The organism is Caulifigura coniformis (assembly GCF_007745175.1).
Lineage (GTDB): Bacteria > Planctomycetota > Planctomycetia > Planctomycetales > Planctomycetaceae > Caulifigura > Caulifigura coniformis.
Map to the genome: position 1 here is coordinate 461,873 of NZ_CP036271.1, position 26,031 is coordinate 487,903.

Consider the following 26,031-nt stretch of genomic DNA (forward strand, 5'->3'; position numbering starts at 1 on the left):
CCAGGAGACCGAGGTCCATGAAGCGAAGGATCGCCATGCACGGACGAACAACTGAAACACGACGACCCGTCGCGATGGGACTCGCCGCCGCAGTGTGGATCGGCTCCGCCGCACTTGCGAATGACGTGATTCACCTGAAACAGCCCGGTTCGGAGGCCGTCATCCCGGTTCCAGCGACAATCGACGACTTCACCGGGAAGTTCATCCGGTTTCGCGTTGGCACAAATGTGCGCCAGGAGTTGACCTCCAATGTGGTGCAGACCGACCACGCCTTCTCCGAGGGGTTCAAGCGGGGCCAGAATCTCTTCAGGACGGGTGACTACGCGGCGGCCGAAGAGGAATGGAAGCAGGATGTCCTCCGCGAACCGAAGGCCTGGGTGCGGAGGGAAATCCGCGCCTGGTTGATCCGGGCCGCCTGGCGGCAGGACCACTGGCCCGATGCGGCCAACCAGTTTCTCGAGATCGTGGCCGAGGACCCGGACACCTTCCACTGGCCGATCGCTCCGCTCACGTGGACACCCGCGCTGAGGGAAGCGGATCGAACCCAGGCGCGTCGCCTGCTGGAGGACAGTCGCCCGGTCGCGCGACTGCTGGGCGCGAGCTTCCTGTTGAAAGATGCGCATTCGACCACCTCCGCAGAGCGGGTGCTGAAGGACCTGATGCGCGACGTGTCTCCGCAAGTCGCCGGCCTGGCCAAGGCCCAGCTGTGGAGGACGCAGATCGGCCCGCCGATCAGCGATCCCGAGCTGGCGCGCTGGCGCAGCCACATCGCGTTTCTCCCGGAGACCCTGCGCGGAGGGCCGCAGTTCGTTCTCGCTGCAGCGACCCTGCAGCGCAGCGAGTTTGATCGCGCGGCGGCCGAGTTCCTGTGGGTTCCGCTCGTCTATTCGCAAAACGAGCCGACGGCCGCGAGGGCGTCGCTGGAAGCCGGCGTGTCGTTGCTGCGGGCCGGCCGGCGGGACGATGCCGTGAAGATCCTCAAGGAAACAGTCGACAACTTCACCTGGTCGGACGCGGCGAGAGAGGCGAAGTCCCGCTTGATGGAAGTTGCGCCGGACTGAAGGACTCTTCCCTCGATCGTGGGAGATCAGACACGCATCGGCGCGGCGACTTTCCGCAGCAGGACGATCATCGAGAAGAAGGTCACGACGCTGAGCAGGCAGGCTTCCGCAGCGACGTTCGCGAAATCTTTTTCGATCCCGAACACCCAGGTCTGTACCTCGCCAAGCGTGTGATAAGGCGACAGCAGCGACCACTTGTTCGAGATCAGGAGCGGATTTCGTCCGCGGAGCATCCGGGTTTCGTTCATGGCCGTCATCGACACGAACGCGACAAAGCCCAGCACCCACGGAGCAAACCAGCAGAACGTCGCATAGCGCGATTCACCCAGCAGGGCGGACAGCGCCAGCGCGAACGTCACCGTCGGGATGATCACGATGATCGAGGCGGCGGCCACACGCAGCGGTAGATCCCACGTGTCGTAGACGACGGCGAACTCCGGCGAGAGCGCCACTCCCAGAACATAGAGGGCGATGCCCGGAACGAGGGTGACCATCAGCAGGTAGGCGGCAACGACGGCAATCTTGCCGAAGACATACTCCAGCCTCGTGATCGGTCTCGAGAAGTAGAGCAGGTAGGCCCGTGATCTCAGGTCGCGTGCAATCAGCGGCGGAGCGATCAGGGCCACCAGCATGACTGTGATGACCCCCTGTGGCAGGCGGAAAAACGTCAGCAGGACCATCGGCCAGAGGGCGACTCGGGCCTGGGACGGATTCTTCTCCAACTCATCGGCCACCAGGTCGGCCTGCGGATAGTTCCGGCTCATGATCCGCAGGACACGGACCATCTGGCTCGGCTCGGTCAGTGATTTCTCCAGCGCGAAGAAGGCGACGCCGCACAACGCCGCCGGCAGCCAGGCCAGGACAAGCAGCCGCCTCAGCCAGCGGCTTCCCCAGGCAAGTCGGACGCCCGTCTGGGCGATGACCCACCACCGAAAAAACTGCGGATTGCGGGGTCCGGACCAGCGACGATAGCCAAGATCATGCAGCGGCACGTTTGTTGATTCCCGGAGGACTCCGCAGAAAAACCCGGTGCCTGGGCGGCAGGCGGGGTCTCCCCGCCGGGTCGCCAGTCGCTCGCTGAAAAGCCGGGCTTTTGAAGCCGTCCCATCATAGACGCCCCCGACAGCCGTGCGAACACTCCGTACTTTGGACCGATGGGCCTTTTTCTGGTACGGTTCCGGGTCTTCCACCCTTTCCAAAGCGTACTGAGTTTTTGCGAACAATGGCGACACACAGAGTCACGCTGATTCCTGGCGACGGCACCGGGCCGGAGCTTGCCGAGGCCACCCGGAAGTGCGTTGACGCCACCGGCGTCAAAATCGACTGGGATGTTCAGGAATGCGGTATCGAGGTCATTCAGGCCGTCGGCAAAGTGCCGGATTCTGTCCTGAAGTCGATCCGCGCCAACGGCGTGGCCCTCAAGTCGCCGATCACCACGCCCATCGGCAAGGGCTTCCGCAGCGTCAATGTCTACCTGCGGCAGGAACTCGGCCTGTTCGCCTGCGTCCGCCCCTGCAAGATCTACCCGGGCGTCCGCAGCCACTATGAAAACACGCCCGTCGACCTCGTCCTCGTGCGCGAGAACACGGAAGACCTGTACGCCGGCGTCGAGTTCCAGGCCGGAGCCGCCGGCACCGCCGACCTGATCGCCAAGATCAACGCGGCCGCCACGGGCAAGAAGATCAACACCAGCCCGGAGACCACCGGCGTCTCGATCAAGCCGATGTCGGTCGAAGGGACCCGCAAGATCGCGAACTTCGCGATGGACTACGCGGTGAAGAACAAGCGGAAGTCGGTGACGTCGGTCTGCAAGGCCAACATCATGAAGTTCACCGACGGCCTCTGGTACGACGTCACCCGCGCCGTCGCCCTCGCCTATGGCGCCAAATTCGAATGGCCCGAACTGGCTGAAGGCGTGAAGCCCGATTCGACGCTCGTCGGAAAAGTCGCCGATACGCAGGGGAAGATCCCCTACATGGAGCGGCTGATCGACAACATGTGCATGCAGCTGGTTCAGAAGCCCGAGTTGTATGACGTGATCGTCACGTCCAACCTCTACGGCGACATCCTCAGCGATCTGTGCGCCGGCCTTGTCGGCGGCCTGGGCGTCGCCCCGGGAGCCAACTACGGCGACGACGCGGCCATCTTCGAAGCAACGCACGGCAGCGCTCCGAAGTACAAGGGTCAGAACAAGGTCAACCCGACCGCGCTGATCCTCTCGGCCAAGCTGATGCTTGAGCACCTGGGCGAAGCGGATGCCGCCCACCGGCTCGACATGGCGGTGACGGACGTCATCAAGGAAGGGAAGGATGTGACGTACGACATGAAGCCGGATCGCAACGATCCGACGGCCGTCGGCACGCAGCAGATGGCGGAAGCGATCTGCAAGAAGCTGCGCGGGAAGTAAGCAGACTGCCCGACGGGGCCCTGCTCACGAAAAAGCCAAGGCCCGGCATCGTCTTGAGACGATGCCGGGCCTTTTCGTTTGAGGCCTTCCCAACGTCCCGGGCCGCTTACCAGCCGAGGACGTGGGCGAAGATCAGCGGGGCGACGATCGTGGCGTCGGACTCGATGATGTACTTCGGAGTGTCGACGCCGAGCTTACCCCAGGTGATCTTCTCGTTGGGAACGGCGCCCGAGTAGCTGCCGTAGCTCGTGGTCGAATCGCTGATCTGGCAGAAGTAACCCCAGAGCGGGATCTTCCGCCGGCCGAGGTCCTGGTGGAGCATCGGGACGACGCAGATCGGGAAGTCGCCGGCGATGCCGCCGCCGATCTGGAACATGCCGAGCGACGCGTCCTTCGTGGTCTCGGTGTAGAAGTTGGCCAGCCAGGTCATGAACTCAATGCCGGTGCGGACCGTGTGGACGTTCTTGATGTCGCCGCGGATCACGGCGGCGGCGTACATGTTGCCGAGGGTCGAGTCTTCCCAGCCGGGCGTGATAATGGGCAGGTTCTTTTCCGCGGCCGCGACCATCCACGAGTCTTTCGGGTCGATCTGGTAGTGCTTCTTGTACTTGCCGCTGAGGATGACCTTGTAGAAGAACTCGTGGGGGAAGAACCGTTCGCCTTTCCGGTCGGCGTCGGTCCAGACCTCGAGCATCGCGGTTTCCATCCGCCGCATCGCCTCGCCTTCCGGGATGCAGGTGTCGGTCACGCGGTTCATGTGCCGCTTGAGGAGCTTTTCCTCGTCCCTGGGCGTCAGGTCGCGGTAGTGCGGGACGCGCTCGTAGAAGTCGTGGGCGACGAGGTTGAAGACGTCTTCCTCAAGGTTGGCCCCCGTGCAGGAGATGAGGTCGACGTACCCTCGCCGGATCATCTCGGCGAGGGAGAGCCCGAGCTCGGCCGTGCTCATGGCGCCGGCGAGGCAGAGCATCATCTTGCCGCCGGCATCCAGGTGGGTGCGGTATCCCTTCGCGGCGTCGATGAGGGCGGCGGCGTTGAAGTGGCGATAGTGGTGGTTGATGAACTGGGTGACGGGGCCGGCCGAGGAGCTGGCAGCGGATTTCTTGGCCATGATGGACGTTGTGGTGGAACGGTGGTGAAACGGGGCTCGGCAACGATTGCACTGGCTGCAAGCAGGCCAGTGGCACTCCGGCACTGACTGCAGGGAGACCAGTGGGATCGGGCAACGGAGCGTGCCCCGCGGATGACAAGGGGAACTGGCTGCGTAGCTTCACGATGACAGGCCGATTTGCCAACCGTAGTAGAGGTTCCGGTTCCTTGTCTGGACGCGAGCGAGCGAGGAGGGCGCGTGGATGGGTGGTCCTGTACTTCTCGCCCTCTTTCCCCGCGGGAAACCAGGCCCGGTGCGGGGGTGGGGAGTCAGCGTGCCCCAGAGAGTGAGGTGGTTGCGCGCCGGGGCCGGCGCGGAACGTGAGCGTCAGGAGCGTTTCGAGAATCGCGACGGCCGGCGTCGGTTCTTGCGGGCGTCGGGTGTGATGAGCTTGGCGCATAAGTCTCTCCCTCTATGAGAGGGGAGGGGTTGCGCGCAACCGGGGTGGGTAGTGGGTAGTGGGTAGTGGGTAGTGGGTAGGGGGTAGGGGGCTTACTTTGTTGTTGTGCTGCGCTGGAGGAGGTCGAGGGTTTCTCCGGCCTTTTCGTGCAGGCGTCTTGAGGTGTTGATGAGGAGCTTGTCGCCGAGGGTGAAGATGGATCCCTGGCCGCCGGCGGATTCCCAGCTGAGGGGCTCGACGGTCTTTTCGAGGATTGTCGTGATCAGCTCGGGGTCGAGGTGTCCGGCATCGGACTGGAGCTTCGAGAGGTCGTAGACCACGGTCTGAAGGGTTTCGTCGGCCTTTTCTTTGGTGGTGACCACGATCACTTCGTTCTCGAAGACGTAGTCGAGCGTGGTGCCTCCGACGTCCTTGAACAAGAGGTTCAGGGCCGATCGCAGGGAGACGTCAGAAACCATCAGGTTGATCTCCGTGTCTTCACTGACTCCCGCTGCCGTCAAGGTCGGTGAGTCGAGCCGAATGGGCATGGCTCGCTCGCTCGACAGGAAGGCGATGACTTCCTTGAGAGTCTGTCCGTGGAATTCGAGGATGGTGGGTTCGTCGAGCCGCTCGCGGAACCGGCTCTCACTGGCGCTTTCGGTGCGGAAGTCCCGGATCGGCTGGACGAGCTTCTCGAGGTTCGAGAACGGGTCGCTGGTCTTCGATTCCGGCGGCCGGGCAGCGGTCTTCCGGGGGAGTTCCACTTCTTCGACGGGAGTGCCTCTCGTTTTCTCGATCAGGGCCTTCTGGGCTTCAACGATCGTCCGCAGCTGGTCGACCTGTTCCTGCAGCGACTTGAGGGAGGCATCCGTCATGCCCCGCATGGCGAATTCGGGAAAGTTCGGGTTCGTCGATGCGGCGGACGGTTCGCCAGGGGGGAGGAGACTGGCGTTGAGCGGGGACGCTGCGCCAAGCGAAGTCTGGTCGTTGACGAGTGTCGACAAGCCTTTCTTTTCGCGTCGGGGGCGGATGTGGAGGCCGTCGTCCTGGACCTCGGCGATGAGTCCTCCGCCTTTGACCGATCCCAGGACGACCTGGAGGGCCTCGGCCAGGGGAATGCCTTTGACTCCCGCGAAGACTTCCACGTCTTTCGAGGCTCCGGCCTGCTGGATGGCGCCGAATTCCGCGACGATCGGCATCTTGTAGTGAGCGGCGACGTAGTGCAGGGCTTCTTCGAGAGTCTGGCCGGTGAACTGCAGTTGGGCCGGCTGCTTCAGGGCGTCTTCAATATGAGCGCGGACGGAGGGGGTGGTGACGGCATCGGGAGGGCTGATGATCTTGTTCTCTGGCGCGGACGGAGTGGCATTGTTTGCCCCCGCTGTTGAGTCCTCAGGCCGCTTTTGAACCTGGGCCTGCAGTGCCCGGAGTTCGAGCTGCAGCATTGCCTCGTTCTTCTTCGCGATTTCTTCGCGGAGAGTCTGTTCAGTGAGGGAGAGGGGGCCTTTGTCGGTGGCTCCTTCCTCGCGGGTCGCGATCTCGAGGCGATCCGCGGTCAACCGTGTTCCGCCGGACTGGACGAGGATGTTGGGGGTTTCCGAGGCCTGGGCCAGGGCGGTGTGAATGATGGGAGTTGGGGAGATGGCCGAGACCGGCGACTCGGATCGTGAGTCGCCGGTCCCAGCACTATCCGCCCGCCCGCCCGTATGCACGAGGGCGGTTTCAGGCGTTCCGTCAGCCCCCGCGCCAGCTCCGGCCCCGATGAGTCCGATGGCTCCGGCGACTCCGCCGCAGACCAGTGCTGTTTTCAGAAGTGCGATGCGTGCCATGGCCGCGGTCTCCTGCAGTGCAATCTGTTGAATCGTCGATGCCGCGATCGGTGTGAGCGATGTTGCGGCGGTGGTTTTGAGGCAGGCGGCGATGGTCGCCGTGACAAGTCCGGCTGCCACGCCGGCCTCGACTGGAACGGTCAGTCCTGCGCCGAAAGCCGCGCTCGAAAGCAGCACTCCCCGTTTGAGGAGCCGTTTCCGGAGGGTTTTCTTTCCGCGTTTGAGCCGGCCTTCGATGGCCGCCTGGGTCATTTTCAGTTCGGTGGCGATCTCGTGGACGGTCCGTCCTTCGAGGTAGTGCAGCACGAGCGGGGCGCGCAGTCCCTCCGAGAGCCGCGCCAGCTCTTCATCGAGCGCGGCCTGTTCATCGGGTCGGGGGGGCGTGTCCCAGGGGGCTGACAGCTCCACGGACGGGAGTTCCTGTTCTTTTCTCCTGAGCCGCGTTCGCAGGAGCCGTTGGGAGACGCGGAAGGTGGTTCCGTGCAGCCAGGACGCCAGAGAATCGCGGTTTCGAATCCGGCGGGCGGATCGGGCGAGGACCAGAAACGCCGCCTGGAACGCATCCTCCGCAGCATGGGGATCGCGCAGCGTGTGCAACGCGACGGACATGACGAGGCGGCTGTGCCGGGTGACGATCTGGGCAAAGGCCGATTCGTCCCGCGTGTCCAGAAACCGGGAGATCAAATCCCGATCGCTGGGCGTGCGGGGTGGCGTCGCGCCCAAGCCCAAGTCAGCCGACGATTGCATTCCGCCATGTTAGTGCCTGGCGGGGTCCGATTCCGGGCGCGCAATTTGGAGAAATTCCTCCGGAATGCGGATTTGTTCTGGTTGCGCCACGACTTTCCGGCTTCCTTCCCCTCGACGAGCCCCTGTCTCATGAAACTCAGCGGGTTGGGGCCGCGAGCGACTGGCGAAGCGTATCCAGGGCGCTGTGCTCGTTCGGGCGATGAAACGTCGTGACGAAATACTCTTCGTACACGTTTCTCAACGAGCCGATCCGCTCCAGGCGGAACTGTCGCGAGATGTCCGGCGCGGTGATGGTGGCGACGGGCAACAGTCCCAGGCCGGACTCGGCAAAGTGGTGCAGAAGGGCACGGTCATCGGTTTCCACGGCGATTCTTGGTTCCAGGCGGTGCAGTGCGAACCAGCGGTCGATCGACGTCCGGAGGGATGTCCCCTTGTAGGGGAGGAGCATCGCCGCGGAGTGCAGGCAGCCGGGAAACCCACGACTGAACTGACGGGCGAGTTGCGGAGCGGCATAGATATCGATGGTGGACGAACCGGCCGCATACGTTTCGAGCGGAGTTCCTTCCGGGACCGGGAGCGGGACGTCGCTGATGACGGCGTCGAGGCGGTGCAGCGAGAGTTCGGAGAGAAGCCGGTCGATGCGCCACTCGCGGCAGATGAGCTGTGGGGGCGGGTCTCCCGACAACACGGATTTCAGGATGGATCTGACGACGACTTTCGGCACGGAGTCGACAGTGCCGACGACGAAGGGGCGTTCTTCCGTGGCGACTTTCAGGGGGAGCGATCGAGCGAGGTCGGAGCAGATGGCGACGACTTCTTCGGCGAATCGCATGACGTTGTGGCCGGCATGAGTCAGCGTCACGCCGCGCGATCCGCGCTGAATCAATCGGGCGCCGAGCCGCCGTTCGAGGCTCTGGATCTGATTCGTGACTCCCGGCTGGGCGATGCCGAGTCGGGCAGCGGCCCTGGTGATGCTTCCCGACTGGCCGACGGCCCAGAAGTAGAAGAGGTGGTTGAGGTTGATCTGGCGGAGGAGCTGGTACGGATCATCAGACGACAGCCGCTCCATAGGGCACCTCGTTCGGCGTCAGGGTCGATCACGAATTCTTAAAGCGCGAATTGCTCCATAAGGGTTACATATATCTGCCATATGGACAATGTGTGTGGGCAGTCGGGCAGTCCGGGCTTAGAGTCGCGATCGCCGTTCTGGTTCTCGCTGGTGTTCACTGTTCAGACGGTCGCTTGTCCTGAGCCTCACATCCTTTCTTCGAGGTCTACGTATCACCGGTCGTCTGGCGGTTTTCTCTCTATTTTCTGCGGAGGACACGTCATGGCAGTTTTGCGACGAGGTCGTTTCGGGTTCACGTTGATTGAGCTGCTGGTTGTGATCGCGATCATTGCGATCCTGATCGCCCTGCTTCTTCCCGCGGTGCAGCAGGCCCGCGAGGCCGCACGGCGGACGCAGTGCAAGAACCATCTCAAACAGCTGGGACTTGCACTTCACAATTACCATGACGTGTTCAAGATGTTCGTCTACCGGCGGGGGGGCTCGGCGGGCGTCAATCCGGGGAGCGGGTTCTACACCGGAAACTCACAGCGGCGGAGCGGCTTTATTTCGCTGCTTCCCAACCTGGACCAGGCGCCGCTGTATAACCGCATCGAGGCCGGAGACATCAACAACACCACGGGCCAGGGGGTTGTTCAACCGGGCGGGCCGAATCCGTGGGCGAACTGGATGATCTGGAACGTGTATCTCAGCGTGCTGAACTGTCCATCCGACATGGACAGCAACGCCAATCAGCGCAAATTGAGCAACTATGTGTTCAGCATGGGGGACGGTCCGACGACGCGGGTGAACACGACGACGTCCGGATCGACGCATGGGGCGGATCGTGCACGCGGTCCGTTCGGATTCCGGCGTCAGTACGGCATCCGGGACATCATCGACGGCACGAGCAACACCATCGCGTTCAGCGAGCGCGTGAAGGGAAACTGGGCCAGCGGCAATCCGGGAACTGGCTGGATCACCAGCGGTGCGTCCAAAGTGCAGGGCGTCGCCTCCCAGCAGACGGGTGTGGCGGCGTCGCCGATCCTGTGCATGACGACGGTCAACGGGCCTTTCTACAAGCCCGGAATCAACACCAAGTCGAAGTCCGGGACATTGTGGACGGACGGCCAGTTTGGTCGCGTCGGATTCCACACGATCCTGCCGCCGAACGGTCCGGCCTGTACGGAAGACGCGAACGGCAACGCCGATTCGACCAACAGCGTCATCCCTCCGACCAGCCGACACACGGGCGGCGTTCATACGCTGATGTGCGACGGCGCGGTGAGGTTCGTGAACGAGAACCTGAATACGGGTGATCTCAGTTCAGCACCGGCGCAGGCCGGCCCGAGTCCCTATGGCGTCTGGGGGGCTCTGGGATCGATGGCCGGCAGCGAGGCGGTCGGCGCGTTCTGATCGCAGGTTGCGTTCTGATCCCCAGTTGCCGAGATCGGCAGTCGTCGTTCCCCGGCCGGAAAAGCCACCTTTCCGGCCGGGGAACTTCCTGAACCGGCTGCCTGCATTGCGTCACCAGGCGCGCCCGGGGCGCGTTCTTCCAGGCTGGAATCGTATCCCTCACTTTTGCAGGCGGACTCTTCCCATGGCATGCCTCGATCGCGCCCGGCGCCTCACCTGTTTCATGATTGTCTCCAGCTGTGCGGTGTTGTCGGCATGCCAATCGACATCCGACGACGCCGCGACGAACCGGGTGGCGGTGTATCCCGCGCTCGCGAGGGTGACGTTCAAGGGGGAGCCGGTCGAAGGAGCCGTCGTTCGCCTTGTGGCGCCGAATCCGAATCAGCCGGGGGCGGCCGGACGTACGGATGACGAAGGCAAGTGCCGGCTGACGACCTACGAGGCGGATGACGGCGCCGCGGCGGGGAACTATATGGTGCTGATCTCCAAGGTGGAGGCGATGTCTGAAACGCCGGCCAGCGGCGGAGATGACAGCGACGAGTATGTCCCGCCCTCCGAGACTCCGACCGCTCCGGCGAAACGCGACAACGAACTTCCGCCGAAGTACAACAATCCCGCGCGCACGCCATTGAATGCCGTCGTCACGTCCGAGGGGCCGAACGAGTACGTCTTTGAGCTCAATAAGTGATGACGTGGAGGGGGTTGAGGGGGCCTCGCGGGAAACGGAAACCGAGGTTTCGACGGCGGTTCGTCAGGCGGGCGGGACTCGCCGCCGTTGGGGGCGGGCCGTCTGACGGGTGGGGTGACGATGCGGCGGGCGGGGTGACGATGCGGGCTCGTCGCTGAAGTGGACGATCCGGCCTGGGCGGGGGTGGAGGGCTTTGGGCGTGAGAGGGCGGGTTGCGGGGGCGGTGTCTGGTGCGGGGGGCGGTGTCTGGCCAGCGTGCCCGGGGGCGTCCTCTTTGGAGGAACCGTCATAACCGGATTTGCCGACCGGGCTTTCCCCGTCGCTTTTCGGCAACACGTGGTCCCAAACGGCATCACGCCAATCATGGCCTAGGTTTTCAGTGACCAGGGTTGCGCCTGTTTGCCGTCTCCCCCGGCGTGCGCTCCCGGTGCGAACGAATCGCAGCGACTGAACCAAGGAACGAGGACCGATGGCTCCGCCCCCCACGATGAATCGCCCGATGCCCGGACAGAACCGCCCGCCGATGGGGGCCGGTCGCGTTCCGCGGGGGGACACGCAGCAGCTCGACTTCGAATCGCTCAAGCGGCTGATCCACACCAAGCTGGTGGACAAGCTCGACCTGACGCGCCTCGGCGACCTGCAGGGAGACACCCTGCGGCGCGAGATCCGGCTGGTCGTCGAACACCTGTGCGACTCGGAGAATCCGCTGCTCAACCGTTCGGAACGCGAACGGCTGATTGAAGAAATCCTCGATGAAACACTCGGCTTCGGCCCCCTCGAACTCCTGATGAAGGAAGAGGGCGTGGCCGACATCATGATCAACGGCCCGAAGAAGATCTTCGTCGAAAAGAACGGCAAGATCGTGAAGTCGGCCGTGACGTTCCGCGACAACCAGCACCTGCTGCAGATTCTCGACCGGATTGTGTCGCGCGTGGGCCGGCGCGTGGACGAGACGTCGCCGATGGTGGACGCGCGTCTGCCGGACGGCTCGCGACTCAACGCGATCATCCCGCCGCTGGCGCTGGATGGTCCTTCGATCACGATTCGTAAATTCGGGTCGAAGCCGCTGACGCTGGAGAACCTGCTGGGGTTCGGCGCCTTCACGACCGAGATGGTGATGCTGCTGGAAGGGGCGATGAAGGCCCGGCTGAACATCATCATTTCGGGCGGAACGGGTTCCGGAAAAACGACGCTGCTGAACACGCTGTCGAGCTTCATCCAGCACGACCATCGGGTGATCACAATCGAAGACGCGGCGGAACTTCAGCTGCAGCAGGACCACGTGCTGCGGCTGGAAACGCGTCCGGCGAACATCGAAGGCAAGGGACAGGTCACCGCGACCGACCTGGTGAAGAACGCCCTGCGTATGCGGCCCGACCGGATCATCATCGGCGAATGCCGCGGACCGGAAACGCTCGACATGCTGCAGGCCATGAACACCGGCCACGAAGGCTCGATGACGACGGTGCACTCGAACAACCCGCGTGACGCTGTGGCCCGTATCGAAACGATGGTGACGATGTCGGGCACGGAACTGCCGCTGAAGGCGATCCGCCATCAGTTGAGCTCGGCCGTCGACCTGATCATCCAGGCGAGCCGTCTGCAGGGGGGCCCGCGAAAGATCACGTATATCACGGAAGTCCTGAACATGGAGCAGGACACGATCATCATGCAGGACATTTTCCGGTTCATGGTCGACGGAGTCGACGAGAACGGGAAGGCGGTCGGTCACTTTGAAGCGACGGGCGTGCGTCCGGCGTTCATGCACCGGCTGGAAGCGGCGGGAGTGCGGCTGCCGGCGAACCTGTTTGCGTCGCGGCGGCTGGGTTGATTGATCGTGGGTTGTGGGTAGTTGGTAGTGGGTAGGACGAGGTGGCAGGCGGTGCCTGCCCTACGAGAGAGATTTCAATGGATCCGATGATCATTTCGATCGCGGCATTCGTGAGCGTGGCCGGTGTGATCGGCGCGATCGTGATGCTCGTTGGTCAGAAAGATAACGGCAGCGTCGAGAACCGCCTGGCGATCCTGGCGGGCAAGAAGGCGCCCGACCAGCAGCTGTCGGTGTCCCGCGAGATGCTCATGCGCGAAGGCATGAGCGGACTGGCGGGATGGATGTCGGACCTGATGGAACGTTTCGGCAACATCCGGCTGCTGTTCGTGCAGGCCGACCTGCCGATGAAGCCGGAAACGTTCGCTGCGCTGGTGGCGGGGTGCACGCTGGCGGGGGCGGCGATCGCGATCGTGACCAACCTTCCGGTCCCGCTGATTCCCGTCGTGGCTCTGGCGGTGGGCATCCTCCCGCTGGCCTGGCTGATGTGGCGCCGCAAGCGGCGGTTCGCGAAGTTTGCCGCACAGATGCCGGGAGCAATGGAACTGATCGCGCGGGCGCTCCGTTCAGGACACTCGCTGGCCTCGGGCATGCACGTCGTGTGCACGGAGATGAACGATCCGATCTCGAAAGAATTCAACGTCGCCTACGAAGAACAGAACCTCGGCATCCCGATCGATCAGTCGCTGAAGAACATGTACAAGCGGATGCCGAACCTCGACTTCAAGTTCTTCGCGACGGCGGTCGTCATCCAGCGGCAGTGCGGCGGCGACCTCGCGGAAATCCTGGACAAGATCAGCCATATCATCCGGGAACGGTTCCGGATCCTGGGTCAGGTGCAGGCGCTCACGGGCGAAGGCCGCATCAGCGGCGTCGTGCTGATGCTGCTGCCGGTCGCGTTGTTCTTTGCGGTGCTGTACCTCAATCCCGAATACGTGATGACGCTGTTCACGGACGAGCTGGGGCGAAAGATGATCGGTGTGGCGATCTTCCTGCAGGTGCTGGGAGCGATCTGCATCAAGAAGATCATCCAGATCAAGGTGTGAGACGAATTCACGGACCAGTCATTTAGCCGGCCCGCCCGCGGGTTGCAGGATTGAAGCATGGACTCCACGTATCTGATCTCCGGCGCGATTTTTGTCGGCATCTCGGCGGCCGTATGGGCCGTGTTGTCGATGTTCACGGAGAAGGACAGCCGTGCGACCGAACGTCTGCAGGAACTGCGCGACGGCGGCCGGAGGCCGGCTTCGGAAAAAGGGGGCATGGGCAACGCCGTGACCGCGGCGGCGCCGGCCCTGTCGAAGGTGCTGCAGCCGAAGACGGAGCTGGAGCAGAACGAACTGAAAGTGCGGCTGGCGAACGCCGGCTACGGCTCTCCGAACGCATCGACGCTGTTCCTGGCGATCAAGACGATCCTGTTGTGCGTCGGCCTGTTCTTCGGCGGAATTGTCGGCGTGTGGCAGAACGGCCTGACGCTGACGGCGGCCCAGGCGCTGTTTCTCGGAGGGGGACTTGGTTTCTACCTGCCGGAAATCTTCGTGCGGCTGAAGGCTTCGGGCCGCAAGGGAAGGATCTTCCTGTCGATGCCGGACGCGCTCGACCTGCTGGTGGTCTGCGTGGAGGCCGGGCTCGGGCTGGATGCGGCGATGCGTCGCGTGGCGGAAGAGCTGAGCGAATCAGCGCCGGACATCTGCAGCGAGTTTTCGACGGCGAACATGCAGTTGCAGATGGGGCGGCCGAGGCGCGAGGTGCTGCACGAACTGGGAGTGCGGACGGGCGTGGATGACGTGAAGGCGCTGGCGACGATCCTGATCCAGGCGGACCGGTTCGGTTCGTCGGTCGCTCAGGCGCTGCGGGTGCAGTCGGAAAGCATGCGGACCAAGCGGAGCCAGCTGGCGGAAGAACAGGCGGCCAAGACGGCCGTGAAGATGATCTTCCCGCTGGTGCTGTTCATCTTCCCGGGCATCTTCGTGGTGCTGGTGGGACCGGCGGCGATCCTGATGATCCGCAACCTGCTGACGACGTAAACGGCGGGGTCTGCGTCGAAGCGTCGTTGACGGTGTCCGCGCGGACGCCGAGAATCCCGGCGACCGAAATGGCGACGCCGGGGCTGCGCTGATGGACGCGTTCGACGCGACATACTGGACGATGCTGGGGCTCCCAGTCGGCGGTCTGGCGGCGGTGTATGTCTACCGGCAGCTCGGTGACGAGCGCCGCGACGCCATCGCTCGTTCGGACATCGCGAATCGGCCGATCGGGACCATTCTGATTGTGGTCGCCGGACTGATTTACTGGGCCCTGGCGTATCTGCCGGTCGTGAAAGCGATTCAGGCGAGGGAAAGGATCGTTGGGAACGTTGGATTCGTGTTCCTGGCGGCGCTGGTGGCCCAGATTGGCCTGATCATGCTGGCCATGGGACGCGCCAGAACCCGATTCATCGCCCGCCCGCCTGATGGATCGACGCGGGCCCAGGAATGGGCCGCGGCCGTGATCGTGTTCATTGCCATCACGGCGATGCTCGGTTTCATGAAGTGGTTCGGGCTGCGTCCGTGGCGTCCGTCACGGAATTCCTTTGCCGCAGGGGTGTTTCCAGCCGCCCGGTCGTTTGAAACCACTTGCGCGCAGGCTCTATCCTGCGGGTTTCACACTCGAGCGTTGCCCCTTGAGCCGTCTTCGATTGAGGACCGCTCATCCTTCCCACAGCTGGCGTCATGTCCATTCTCGTCGACAAGAACACACGCATCATCACCCAGGGGATCACCGGCAAGGCCGGGCTGTTTCACAGCCAGCAGTGCCGGGCCTACGCCCAGGAGCACCGGCCTGGCGAGCAGGTGATGGTGGGCGGCGTGACGCCGGGGCGCGGCGGCACTGAAGTCGATGGCTTCGCGGTGTTCGATTCGGTGGCCGAAGCGGTCGCCAAGACCGGCGCCAACTGCTCGCTGATCTTCGTGCCCCCTCCGTTCTGCGGCGACGCGATCATGGAAGCGGCCGACGCGGGCGTGCCGCTGATCGTGGCGATCACGGAAGGGGTTCCCATCCTCGACATGGTGAAGGTGAAGAAGTTCCTGGCGGGGACGAAGTCGCGGCTGATCGGGCCGAACTGCCCGGGCATCATCACGCCGGGCGTCGCCAAGATCGGCATCATGCCGGGCTACATCCACAAGCCGGGCACGGTGGGCCTGATCAGCAAGAGCGGCACGCTGACGTATGAGGCGGCGTGGCAGCTTGGAAACGTCGGGCTGGGCCAGTCGACGGCCGTCGGCATCGGCGGCGACCCGGTCAACGGCACCTCGTTCATCGACCTGCTCGAGATGTTCGAGAAGGACAAGGGCACCGAATCGCTGATGATCATCGGCGAGATCGGCGGCGACGCGGAAATCGAAGCGGCCGAATACATCGCGAAGCACGTGACGAAGCCGTGCGCCGCGTTCATCGCGGGGCAGACGGCTCCTCCGGGCAAGCGGATGGGGCACGCGGGCGCGATCATCTCGGGCTCATCGGGCTCGGCCGAAGAGAAGATGGAAGCGCTTCGCAAGGCGGGCGTGGAAGTCGCGGTCAGCCCGGGCGACATGGGCGTGGCCGTGCAGCGGGCGATCGCCAACGCCGGCAAGAAAAAGAAGAAGTGATTCGGACGGAAGTCCAAACCTGAGAGCCCGTCGATTTCCCGGCGGGCTTTTTTTCCGAACGGAGCCTGTATGTTCGACCTGGCCAAGGTTCAATCGGCGCTGCGCGAGTTCGGTTTCGACGGCTGGCTGCTGTACGACTTCCGCGGCAGCAACATCCTGGCGCGGCGGATCCTGGGGCTGGACGGCAAGCACATCGGCTCGCGGCGGTTTTTCTACTGGATCCCGGCGAGCGGCATGCCGCGCAAGCTCGTGCACCGGATCGAAGATTCCGTGCTCGACGCCCTGCCGGGCGACAAGACGATCTTCCTGTCGTGGCAGGAACTCGAAGCGGGCGTGCAGCAGTGCGTCTCAGGCAGCAAGGTCGTGGCGATGGAATACTCGCCGCGGAACGGCAACCCGTACGTCTCGAAGGTTGATGCGGGCGTCGTGGAACTGGTGCGGTCATTCGGCTGCGACGTGCAGTCGTCCGGCGACATCGTGCAGCTCTTCGAAGCGACGCTCGATGACGAGCAGATCGCGCTGCACTTCGAGGCGGCGACGCACAACAACTCGGCCTACGAAGTGGCGTGGAAGTTCATTGCCGACGGTGTGCGGAAGGACGGGGGCGTTTCCGAAGCGGCCGTGCGGGACCGCATCATGGAACACTACGCCGCGCACTCGATGACGACGTACAGCCCGCCGATCGTGGGCCGGAACGCTCACAGCGGGCTGCCGCATTACGAGACGGGGAACGGCGAGGACACGACGATCCGCGAGGGGGACTTCGTGCTGATCGATCAGTGGGCCAAGCTCAAGAAGCCGAACGCGGTGTACAGCGACCTGACGCGGACGGGCTACGTCGGGAAGACGGTTCCCGAGACGTACACGAAGATCTTCAACATCGTGGCGGCCGCCCGCGACGCGGGAATCGCGATGGTGCAGGACGCCTTCGCGAAGGGGACGGCGATTCGCGGCTTCGAAGTCGACAACGCGGTCCGGAAGGTGATCGTGGACGCGGGCTACGGCCAGTTCTTCGTGCATCGCACGGGGCACAACATTGGCCGCGAGACGCATGGGAATGGGGCGAACATCGACGGGCTCGAGACACGCGACGACCGGCGGCTGTTGCCGCGGACGTGCTTCTCAATCGAGCCGGGGATCTACCTGTCCGAATTCGGGGTGCGGAGCGAGACGAACGTGCTGATCGACGAGGCGGGGAAGGTGCACGTCACGGGTGGGGAACTGCAGACGGCGGTTGTTCCGATCCTGGGGAAGTATTGAGCGGTCGCCGACGAGGCCCGCGGGGTGCGGTCGGCATTGCACCAACAACGGGATGAAACTCGCGGCGGCCTCCATCGGCGATGAACTCGGCAGCGCGCGGGAGGTCAGGGAACCACCAAGGCACGAGGGCACCAAGGGGGCTGTGTCGAAGAGTGGGCTCGGCAACGATTGCCACGCCCTTCCTTCCTGACGTCAGTCAGGGCGTGCCACCTGTTCGCGGTCGAGCGTGGCCGGGGCTGGAGCAGGGGAGCGGAGGAAGCCCCGGGCGAACGTTGCCGATCCTTCGCCCCTGGATCGACTCTTCGTCCTGCTATGGACGCCTGTGTCTTCCTCTTTGTTGACGAGGGCTGGCACGCGACCGGGGTTTCGCCGAAAACGGCTCCAACCCCGGCCACCGAGTCGGGCGGCATCGATTGGGTCGCCCCGATTGCTCGCAATCGGGGACGCGGAGCGGCAAGAGGCTGCTTCAGACGCGGGCGGAACAAGGAATGGACGGCGTCTTGGGAGGAGAGCCTCCTGCGGCTTCGCCGCACCGGTTGCACGGCAACCGGTGGTACCCGTGGCGGACAGGGGCCTACAACCCGGCTCCAACTAACCGACTCCAACTTCCAGGAGACTCATAATGGAAATGGCTACCGATAGAAAGGTGTACTTCATCTTGCATCTCGAAGAGAGAGATCGTTATTCGAGTGGCATGCGATATGAGATTCAACTGCTAGATACTTACGGCCAGACAATTGCGCGTGGATGTGTAGACGATCAGGCCAATAGCCTGGAACTTCAGGGCTGCTCAATACCTCAGCCAGTAATTGAAGCGGCAAGGAAGCAGGCAATTGGAAATGGCGACTATGTTGACGAAGCAGGCTATTCTGTGTCGCCATTTTGAAGAAGAAGCAGGGGAGCCCCGATTGCTCGCAAGCGGGGACGCGGAGCGGCAAGAGGCTGCTTCAGACGCGGGCGAAACAAAGGATGGACGGCGTCTTGGGAGGAGAGCCTCCTGCGGCTTCGCCGCACCGGTTGCACAGCAACCGGTGGTACCCATTTTGAATAGTCGTCACGTCAACCGGGGGGATCCGGTTTAGCATCGGCATGTCGGTCCGCTGGCTGAACGGTAGGCCAGTGTTTCAAGTGCAGAGGAGCCGCAATGGCAGTGTACCTATACGTGCCCACGACCACCGAGCACCTTTACACCTCAAAGGAAGTCGAGGATCGTAAACTGGAGGAACTGCGGGCCCATCTGTTGAAGGTTGGTGCTACTGCAACTGCCGTTTACTTCGACCGTGTCGGATGCGACACCCCGCCCGAGAGCCGGCCCGGATTTTCCGCGCTGCTGCCATTGCTCCGCCGTGGTGATTTCCTCGTCGTGGTCAGTTGGAGTTGCCTCGGTACTCCAGCCGACATCACGCGACTGTCTCGCCTCATGCACCAATGCGGTGTGGCCTTGGCTGTGTGCCGAGAAGGGGGCGATGAGGTTGATAAGCCCGATGTCGCATCGGGGCCGCAAATGGCCGTAGGTGACTTCGCAACGATCAATGGGCAGCTCGGGATTGTTACACAGCTCGGCCCCTTGGTTCTTGGCGGCGCCCGCGATTCCGCCGCGATCTGGTTTGGTGATGTGAATGGTGGTGAGCCGATCGTGTTTACCGTGCCGGCCGAATACCTCACGAAGTCCGACCGCCCCATCACCTACCAGCACTGATCTCCCGGATAGCCTACATCCGAATGCTGGTCCGATCGGAAGATCGCAGAAGTGGCGAAGGTGTCGAACAGGTTCGTGAGTGAGATCCGAAACCAGCAGGGCAGCAGGGTAGCCCCGATTGCTCGCAATCGGGGACGCGGAGCGGCAAGAGGCTGCTTCAGACTCGGGCGAAACAAAGAATGGACGGCGTCGTGGGAGGAGAGCCTCCTGCGGCTTCACCGCACCGGTTGCACAGCAACCGGTGGTACCCATTTTGAATAGTCGTCACGTCAACCGGGGGTACCGGGTAATCGTCACTGGGCGAACACAAAGCTAGGATTGCACCGAAGTCTGGACACTCAAGCGACTGCTGGACGACATCGGAGAAAGGTTAGACGCCATGGACACGTTTCTGATGGCCGTCGCATTTGTCACGCTCGTCGCGATGCTTTGTGGCTTAATGTGGTGCATTCGCGCCTTAGAGAGGATGCAGTTCCGGAGGTATCTGGCCTCCGAAGGAATACCCGTAGTGATTCTTCGCCATGTCTGGTACGACCCGCCAAAGTCTGTGCAAAGTCAGACGAGACAGCTCCACTATCGCCAGTGGTACGAAGTTCGTTTCCCTGATGGGACCGTCAAATGGGCCCAATTTCAGCGTCACTATCCTTCTGAGGCAGCGCTCCAACTGTTCGATCCGTGACCTAAGACCCACTGAGATGCTTCGCCTTTTTCGGGTGGAGGGGCTGGGGACGCCGCGAAGCGAAGCCCCCAGCCGAACGTTGCCCAGATGTCGGTTGGGCCAACCTCCTGGTGCCTTGGCGTCTTGGCGGTTCCCTCTCTCTTCCCTTCAGCTGCCAGGTGGCTCACCCTGTCCCTATGAACCTGCTCCTCTTCAGCGACCTCCACGCCGACGTCCCCGCCGCCCGGCGGCTCGCCGCGCTCGCCACCCAGGCCGACCTCCTCATCGGCGCCGGCGACTTTGGGAACTCCCGCCGCCATGTCGCCGACTGCCTCCCAACTCTCCTCGAAGCTGGCAAGCCCGCGGTCTTCGTCCCCGGCAACAGCGAATCGTTCGAAGAACTCACCGACGCCTGTCGCAACTTCCCCAACGCCCGCGTCCTCCACGGAACGAACAGCGTCATCGAAGGCCTGACCTTCTTCGGCCTCGGCGGCGGCATCCCCGTCACCCCCTTCGGCTCCTGGAGCTACGACTTCACCGAAGAACAGGCCGCCGCACTCCTCAAAGACTGCCCGCCCGCTGCCGTCCTCGTCACCCACTCCCCGCCCAAAGGGGCTGTCGACATCGCCACGAGCGGCAAAAGCCTGGGCAGTACCGCGATCCGGGCCGCGATCGAACGCACCCGCCCCCGCCTCGTCGTCTGTGGCCACATCCACGCCTCGGCCGGACAGCAAGCCCAAATCGGCCCCACCCCGATCATTAACCCGGGCCCGCAGGGAGTTCTCCACGAACTGCAGACATAGTCCGCAGGGTGCGTCGCGGAAGTGTGGCCGCGGACGCCTGCAAGGAACTTCCTCTGAAGCCGTGGAAAGTCGATGGTTCATCCTACCGGCTGCCTAGCGCCTTGCCGCTCACTCGGGGTGGGGTGGCTGGGGACGCAGCGAAGCGAAGCCTCCAGCCGAACGTTGCCGATCCTTCGCGCCTGGACTGGCGCTTCGTCGCGCTCTGGACGCCTGTGTCTTCCTCTTTGTTCACGAGGGCTGGCACGCGACCGGGGTTTCGCCGAAAGCGGCTCCAACCCCGGCCACCCCGTCGCTGGCAACGTTTGCGGCCTGCAAGGAACTCCCTCTGGAGTTGTGGAAAGTCGATGGTTCATCCCACCGGCGGCTAGCGCCTTGCCGCTCACTTGGGGTGCGAGTTCTTCGGCGCCACGGGGCTCGAGTTTCTTAGAAGACCTGGCGGAAGCCTCAACGAAAAAAGCCCACGGGGGTGACCCGTGGGCTTTTTGATTGTTGATTGCGTTACTCGGCCTTCGGCGTGAAGCGGACGTTTTCGGTCTTCACTTCCGACGTTTCACCGGCCTTCTCGCGGGCCTTCACCTTCACGTCGCTGACGACGAGGCGGGCGTTCATGAGCTGGTCGGCGGAGAAGTAGGGGGAGTCGGGCCGGCCGATGTGGTCCCACTTCTCGGCGGCGATCTGTTCCCACGTCATGCCGCTGGCGATGTGCCAGGCAGCGGCCTGGGCCGTGCCGCGGTCAATCTTGTTGTTGCCGACGAGCTTGAGCAGTTCGGGGAGCTCGGGGCGATCGGAGACTTCGGAAGGCCGCACGATGCGGTAGGTCATCCGGGAGTTGGGATTGGCTTTGCCGTGTTCGAGGCAGACGGAGTTGAGGGGGACGCTGACGGTGCGTTCGGCCGGGATCGAGAAGAACCCGCCTCCTCCACCGCCGCCCATGCCACCCATGCCGCCGCCCATTCCGCCCATGCCGCCACCCATCCCACCCATGCCGCCGCCCATTCCTCCACCCATCATCTGGCCGCCCATGCCGCCACCCATTCCGCCCATGCCGCCGCCCATCCCACCCATTCCTCCGCCCATGCCACCCATTCCGCCCATGCCGCCGAGGCCCTGGGGGAAGACCTGGACGCCGACGACGGCGTCGGGCAGTTTCACGGAGACGGGGGTCTTGGAGGTGTTGGTGATGAGGACTTTTCCGCCGAACTGGCTCTGGGGGATGAGCTTGGCGGTCAGCGTGCCGCTGTCGAGGCCGTCGAACAGTTCGACCTGCGGGAGCGACGGATCGTAGGAGAGCTTGGTGATCGGACGCTTGGCGTCTGCGGCGAATGCGGAAGCGCACACAGCGAGGAGGCCCAGCGACAGGAAGGCGCGGCGGGACGCGAGCAGCATGGTGGAATTCCTCGCGAAAGGATCAACAGACCCCGAATGTGGACGGCGAAGGGCCGGCCTGGACTGAGGCCAGGCGCAATGAGCGCACCATTGGCCAATGGAGGTCAGTAACTATGCTATCGAGCCGCGGAAACGCGATTCAACGGGCTGTTTGACAGAAACCGGCGAATTCGGCGCGAGTCGCGGCCGCATCCCGATTCGACCGCTGAAGGCGTTCCGGACGATACAGCAGGACTGTCCGGCCGTCCGGGTCGGCATTGTCCGGCGGACGAATGGTTCGATCAGGAGGGGCGTCCGCCGGATGGTTCAGGGGCTCAGGTCCCCCGCTCGGCGGTCGGCGGGGAGGCTTTTTCCAGGCCGATGCGGACTTCTTTCGCCCGGAGGCGGAGGGCCTGATCGGGGAGCGTCGATTCGAGCTGCGCCAGTTGGGCGGCGAGGTCGGTGCGATCGGCCGGGGTGAGTTTCGGGCCGATCTGCTCGATCGCCTGCAGGGCATTCCGCAGCATGAGCTGCTTCTCAAAGGCCGCTTCGATCTCCCGGGGGCTGTTCGCCTGGGCCGGCCAGTCCGCGGACTGCTTCAGGACCAGCTGAAAGACGCCGAGACCCCGGGGGGAGCCTGCACGGGCGAAGCCGATGGCGGCGTTCATGCGGGTCATTTCATCGGGGTCTTCGAGCAACTCTCCGAGGCGCGACTCGCCGATGGGGCCGCCGATCAGGCCGAGCGCGAAGGCCGCATGCTGACGCAGGACGGGATCGGGCGACTGGGAGGCGGCGATCACGGCGTCGACGAGCTCGGGATCGCTCAGGGATTCTCCTTTGGCCTGCCGACGTCCGGCGATCATGGCGATGGCCTGGAGCGACTGCTTGCGGATCTCTCCTTCCTGGGTTTCGTCGAGCGTGGTCCGCAGCGCGGGACGGATCTGGTCGACGGCATCCATCCGGCCGAGCGCCTTGAGCAGGAAGGCGAGCTGCTGCTGCTGCTCATCGTTCCGGACGGTCGACTTCAGCTGCTGGAGGGTGAGGTCGTTGAGGGCGGTGGCGATCTCGGGAATGGACGCGAGGTGCTGGCCTTCGAGGCCGCGGGCCTCATCGGAATCGAGACCTTCGGCGAGGTTGAGGGCGGCCCGCCAGCGGACGTTGGGGTTGTCGCTCTTGATGTCGCTGACGAGCTGCCGCCAGTCGGTATCGCCGGCGGCCAGCTTGCCGAAGAGGACATACAGCCCGATGACGACGGCGACGATGATGGCCGGCACGAGGAAGAGCTGGACGATGAAGCTGGCGGAGGGGGGCTCGACCGGCGGGAGGTGCTCGGGCAGAGCGGCATCCGCCTGGGAGGGGGTGGAAGGGGAGTCGGTGCTCGACATGAGGGGTTCCTTGGGGCGCGCCTCATTGTAGAGCGGGGGGGAGGGGGTCAGTACTGACTGAGTACTCGGTACTCGGTACTCGGTACTCGGGGGGCTGGGAGCTGGGACGGCGGGGCGAAGGGGCCTTCAGAGCCCGGGCGTTGACGCGATGGCATCCGCCAAGCCTTCGCGGAACGTGGGAAATGACAGTACCACTTCGAGGGCCTGCCGCGTCTGTGGATTGGCGAGCTGCTTGTTGATGCCCGATTCCGAGCCGCGGCCGCCGGGTTCGACGACCCCTGTGAACGTGGGGGCCGGTGCTCCGAGAAGGTGCGCCAGATGCCCATAGAAGTCGGCCCGGCGGACGGGTTGCTCATCCACGCCGAGACAGGTGGTCCGGTCGGTTCCGCGGAAGAGGGCGGCGATGGCGAACGCGGCGGCGTCGTCGCCGTGAATGAGGTTCAGCCAGGCATCGCCCCGGCCAGACATCGGGACGGCGGCCTTGAGCGATTCCGCTCGGGCGAGCATGCGGGCCGGTCCGTAAATGCCGGCGAGGCGCAGGACGATCGCCGTGACGCCGTCGGGTTGTGCGTCGCGCCAATCCCAGAAGGCGTGTTCGGCGTCGAGACAGATCTGGCCGCTTTCGGTGGTTGGTTCCGTCGGCGACCGTTCGTCGACGGTTTCGCCGTTGGATTGTCCGTAGACGCTGCTGCTGGAGATGGTGACGACGCGCGGGCAGCGCCCGGAGAGTGCGTTCAGCACGTTGGTCAGACCGTCGACGTAGACGTCGCGCTTGGGGACGCCGGCGGTGCGATCGAAGCCGACGGCATGGAGCATCGCATCCATGGGGGGCGCGGCGGCGATGGCGGCAGGGGACATGACGTCGGCGACGATGGGAGTCCATCCGCGAGCGGCGAAGTCGTCGGCGCGCTGGGCGGAGCGGGTGACGGCGAAGACGCGATGTCCTTCGGCGGCGAGCTGCGCGGCGACGCGAGCGCCGACATAACCGCAGCCGACGACCAGCACGTTGAGAGGGTTCAATGCAGGTGTCCGGCGTCGAGCAGGCTGATGAGATACGACAGTCCGACGCCGCCGACGAGGGCGAAGGTGAGCCCGATGCGGTTGTGCGAGTGGAACTCGATTTCGGGGAGGAGATCGCTGAGCGAGATGCAGAGGAACACGCCGGCCGAGAAGGCGAGGGCGGCTCCGGTCATCAGTCGGTGGTCGAACGGGAGTGAGCTGGCGCCCATGAGATAGATGGCCGCTCCGAGGGGGCACATCATGGAGAAGGCGAGATTGACCATGAGCCGTCCGCGGGATGACCAGCCTCCGGCACTCATGAGCGAGGTGATGGAGACGGCGTCGAGCGGTTTGTGGAAGAGGATGGCGAGGAAAGTGCCGACAGAGGCAGCGGCGATGGCGAGGGCGCCGGGGGCGTTGTGTTCGGAGGAGGCGACCTTGAGGGCGGCCGCGAGGGCGACGCCGTCGATCAGGGTATGCAGGGCAAGTCCGATGAAGACGCCGAGGCCGCTCATCCTGCTGGCGGCGATGGGGGGGCCGTGGCGGTCACAGTCGTGATCGTGGTCGTGGTGATGGACGGGGGTTTTGTCGTCTTCCGCGCCGGTGGTGTCGTGGTGGTGGAAGTGGAACATGCGCAGGAGCATGAACATCGTCGCGAGTCCTGCGAACACGCTGAGTCCGACTGTGGAGGCGCGATCGGCGCCGAGTTCCTGGATGGCATGCGGGACCATCTGGAACAGCGAGACGCCGAGCATGAGACCGCCGACGAAGCTGATCATCAGCTGCAGGCGGAGGTGGGTGAGCCGGACAATGGCCGGCAGGAATCCGCCCGCGAGAGAGGCGACGACGATCAGCAGAGAGAAGACGACGAGAACGGGGATCATTGCTGCAAGTCAGGTGCAACTGGAAAGTCCCGCAGTATCGCGTGGCGTTCGGGGAAATGACAGCGTTGCGGCGCCGAGACCTCCTGAGGCGACGATTCAAGAAGAAAATCACCACAGAGACACGGAGTCCGCAGAGAAGAGGGAGGTCCCGGCCTGCGGATCTGGCCGCCGATTCAAAGCCCGACCACGACTCAACAGATTGGGCGGGCTTTCGCCGGCGCTCCATTCATGGAACCGCGATCTCCCTCTTCTCCCTGACTCTGCGTCTCTGTGGTGCGAGTTCTTTCGTTGATTTCGAGAAGCGGGCTATTCCACCGGGTCAATCGACCTTGGCCTGGGCCGCGGGGGCGGGGGTGGGCGTCAGTAGCTTGAGCCCGATGATGCCACCGACGATGGCAGCCACGCAGAGGAGGCGGCCCGCGGTGGCCGGTTCGTGGAACAGAAAGATTCCCAGGATCACGGCGCCGACGGCTCCGATGCCGGTCCAGATGGCGTAGGCTGTGCCGAGCGGGAGCGTGCGGACCGCGACGCCCAGCAGGACCATGCTGGCGATCATGGCGATGATCGTCAGCATGGCGGGGACGGGCTTCGAAAGACCGTCACTCAGTTTGAGCCCGACGGCCCAGCCGATTTCGAGAAGGCCGGCAACGACCAGGATGACCCACGCCATGATTCACCTCAGACAGGTGGATGAAGCGGGGCCGTCCCCGGATGAGAGAAGCCGCACGGGTCGTCCCGTATGGTTGTGATTGAATTCTAGAGTGAGTTCGACTCAAGTGAAGTGATGAGCTGCATCCAATCGCCCGGA

At 64.0% G+C, this 26,031-nt stretch carries 22 protein-coding genes; 12 read left to right on the top strand and 10 right to left on the bottom strand.

Features of this window, described 5'->3' with window-relative positions:
- Positions 1–17: 17 nt before the first annotated feature.
- Complete coding sequence (locus Pan44_RS01830) at positions 18–1,061, top strand: tetratricopeptide repeat protein (RefSeq protein WP_145026680.1); 1,044 nt, start codon at positions 18–20, stop codon at positions 1,059–1,061.
- A gap of 26 nt (positions 1,062–1,087) precedes the next feature.
- On the opposite strand, the gene Pan44_RS01835 is transcribed toward Pan44_RS01830, so the two are convergent.
- Positions 1,088–2,053, bottom strand: a complete 966-nt coding sequence (locus tag Pan44_RS01835; protein WP_145026682.1) for an ABC transporter permease subunit — start codon at positions 2,051–2,053, stop codon at positions 1,088–1,090.
- A gap of 230 nt (positions 2,054–2,283) precedes the next feature.
- Between Pan44_RS01835 and Pan44_RS01840 the strand changes: the two genes are divergently transcribed.
- Complete coding sequence (locus tag Pan44_RS01840) at positions 2,284–3,468, top strand: isocitrate/isopropylmalate dehydrogenase family protein (protein ID WP_145026684.1); 1,185 nt, start codon at positions 2,284–2,286, stop codon at positions 3,466–3,468.
- A 106-nt stretch (positions 3,469–3,574) separates the two neighbouring features.
- Here the strand turns inward: Pan44_RS01840 and Pan44_RS01845 are convergent, their stop codons facing one another.
- From Pan44_RS01845 to Pan44_RS01855, 3 genes are all read right to left on the bottom strand, one after another.
- Entirely contained in the window at positions 3,575–4,576 is a 1,002-nt protein-coding gene (locus Pan44_RS01845; protein ID WP_145026686.1) for a deoxyhypusine synthase family protein, read from the bottom strand.
- A gap of 531 nt (positions 4,577–5,107) precedes the next feature.
- Entirely contained in the window at positions 5,108–7,567 is a 2,460-nt protein-coding gene (locus Pan44_RS01850) for an RNA polymerase sigma factor (protein WP_145026688.1), read from the bottom strand.
- A gap of 136 nt (positions 7,568–7,703) precedes the next feature.
- A complete protein-coding gene (locus Pan44_RS01855) occupies positions 7,704–8,636 on the bottom strand; it encodes a LysR family transcriptional regulator (protein WP_145026690.1) in 933 nt (310 codons plus the stop codon).
- Between the two features lie 261 nt (positions 8,637–8,897).
- Between Pan44_RS01855 and Pan44_RS01860 the strand changes: the two genes are divergently transcribed.
- The 5 genes from Pan44_RS01860 to Pan44_RS01880 all read left to right on the top strand — a co-directional run bounded on the left by Pan44_RS01860 (position 8,898) and on the right by Pan44_RS01880 (position 14,571).
- Complete coding sequence (locus Pan44_RS01860; RefSeq protein WP_145026692.1) at positions 8,898–10,028, top strand: DUF1559 domain-containing protein; 1,131 nt, start codon at positions 8,898–8,900, stop codon at positions 10,026–10,028.
- Between the two features lie 184 nt (positions 10,029–10,212).
- The gene (locus tag Pan44_RS01865; protein ID WP_145026694.1) at positions 10,213–10,716 is read left to right on the top strand and encodes a hypothetical protein; all 504 of its coding nucleotides are present in this window, start codon (positions 10,213–10,215) and stop codon (positions 10,714–10,716) included.
- 523 nt (positions 10,717–11,239) lie between these two features.
- The gene (locus tag Pan44_RS01870) at positions 11,240–12,547 is read left to right on the top strand and encodes a CpaF family protein (protein ID WP_145034888.1); all 1,308 of its coding nucleotides are present in this window, start codon (positions 11,240–11,242) and stop codon (positions 12,545–12,547) included.
- A 77-nt stretch (positions 12,548–12,624) separates the two neighbouring features.
- Positions 12,625–13,590, top strand: coding sequence for a type II secretion system F family protein (locus Pan44_RS01875; protein ID WP_145026696.1), 966 nt, complete (start codon positions 12,625–12,627; stop codon positions 13,588–13,590).
- 57 nt (positions 13,591–13,647) lie between these two features.
- Positions 13,648–14,571, top strand: coding sequence for a type II secretion system F family protein (locus Pan44_RS01880; protein WP_145026698.1), 924 nt, complete (start codon positions 13,648–13,650; stop codon positions 14,569–14,571).
- Between the two features lie 300 nt (positions 14,572–14,871).
- Here the strand turns inward: Pan44_RS01880 and Pan44_RS01885 are convergent, their stop codons facing one another.
- Complete coding sequence (locus Pan44_RS01885) at positions 14,872–15,072, bottom strand: hypothetical protein (protein ID WP_145026700.1); 201 nt, start codon at positions 15,070–15,072, stop codon at positions 14,872–14,874.
- A gap of 183 nt (positions 15,073–15,255) precedes the next feature.
- Between Pan44_RS01885 and sucD the strand changes: the two genes are divergently transcribed.
- From sucD to Pan44_RS01910, 5 genes are all read left to right on the top strand, one after another.
- Positions 15,256–16,170 (top strand): succinate--CoA ligase subunit alpha, encoded by a 915-nt coding sequence (sucD, locus tag Pan44_RS01890; RefSeq protein ID WP_145026702.1) that lies wholly within the window; start codon positions 15,256–15,258, stop codon positions 16,168–16,170.
- Positions 16,171–16,239: 69 nt separating this feature from the next.
- Entirely contained in the window at positions 16,240–17,430 is a 1,191-nt protein-coding gene (locus Pan44_RS01895) for a M24 family metallopeptidase (protein ID WP_145026705.1), read from the top strand.
- Between the two features lie 622 nt (positions 17,431–18,052).
- Entirely contained in the window at positions 18,053–18,316 is a 264-nt protein-coding gene (locus Pan44_RS01900; RefSeq protein WP_145026707.1) for a hypothetical protein, read from the top strand.
- Positions 18,317–18,574: 258 nt separating this feature from the next.
- Positions 18,575–19,129 (top strand): recombinase family protein, encoded by a 555-nt coding sequence (locus Pan44_RS01905; protein ID WP_145026709.1) that lies wholly within the window; start codon positions 18,575–18,577, stop codon positions 19,127–19,129.
- Positions 19,130–19,984: 855 nt separating this feature from the next.
- Positions 19,985–20,590 (top strand): metallophosphoesterase family protein, encoded by a 606-nt coding sequence (locus Pan44_RS01910; RefSeq protein WP_145026711.1) that lies wholly within the window; start codon positions 19,985–19,987, stop codon positions 20,588–20,590.
- A 498-nt stretch (positions 20,591–21,088) separates the two neighbouring features.
- Here Pan44_RS01910 and Pan44_RS27205 read toward each other — a convergent pair whose 3' ends face one another.
- The 5 genes from Pan44_RS27205 to Pan44_RS01935 form a co-directional block, all read right to left on the bottom strand.
- Entirely contained in the window at positions 21,089–21,976 is an 888-nt protein-coding gene (locus tag Pan44_RS27205; RefSeq protein WP_197453761.1) for a hypothetical protein, read from the bottom strand.
- A 314-nt stretch (positions 21,977–22,290) separates the two neighbouring features.
- Positions 22,291–23,340: a HEAT repeat domain-containing protein gene (locus Pan44_RS01920; protein WP_145026713.1), complete on the bottom strand. Its 1,050-nt coding sequence runs from the start codon at positions 23,338–23,340 to the stop codon at positions 22,291–22,293.
- Between the two features lie 126 nt (positions 23,341–23,466).
- The gene (locus Pan44_RS01925) at positions 23,467–24,360 is read right to left on the bottom strand and encodes an NAD-dependent epimerase/dehydratase family protein (RefSeq protein WP_197453762.1); all 894 of its coding nucleotides are present in this window, start codon (positions 24,358–24,360) and stop codon (positions 23,467–23,469) included.
- Positions 24,357–25,223: a ZIP family metal transporter gene (locus Pan44_RS01930; RefSeq protein WP_145026718.1), complete on the bottom strand. Its 867-nt coding sequence runs from the start codon at positions 25,221–25,223 to the stop codon at positions 24,357–24,359. Before Pan44_RS01930 ends, Pan44_RS01925 begins: the two co-directional genes overlap by 4 nt.
- 319 nt (positions 25,224–25,542) lie before the next feature.
- Complete coding sequence (locus Pan44_RS01935) at positions 25,543–25,893, bottom strand: DMT family transporter (protein ID WP_145026720.1); 351 nt, start codon at positions 25,891–25,893, stop codon at positions 25,543–25,545.
- Positions 25,894–26,031: the final 138 nt, after the last annotated feature.